The organism is Brevundimonas sp. P7753, assembly GCF_013386595.1.
GTDB lineage: Bacteria > Pseudomonadota > Alphaproteobacteria > Caulobacterales > Caulobacteraceae > Brevundimonas > Brevundimonas bullata.
This window is the reverse complement of sequence record NZ_JACARP010000252.1, coordinates 292-537: the sequence shown is the minus strand read 5'-3', so window position 1 is coordinate 537 and position 246 is coordinate 292.

Here is a 246-nt window from a genome sequence, read left to right as displayed (position 1 = left end):
ACAGGCCCTCGTAGCCGCCGGGGCGCAGCCGCCACTCGAACACCGGCGTCGAGGCGTGGGCCCGCGCCAGCGCCGGATCGGCGGCGGCCAGGGCCTCGCGGGCGGCGGCGATGGAGGAGGCGGAGGGAGCAATGGCCATGCCTCATGCTAGGCCCGCCTGTCGCCCTTCGGAAAGAGGGCGCTTGTCCCCCATTCTGACCACGGCCGGAAACCGCTAGGCTGCGCCGATGTTCGCCACCCGCTTCG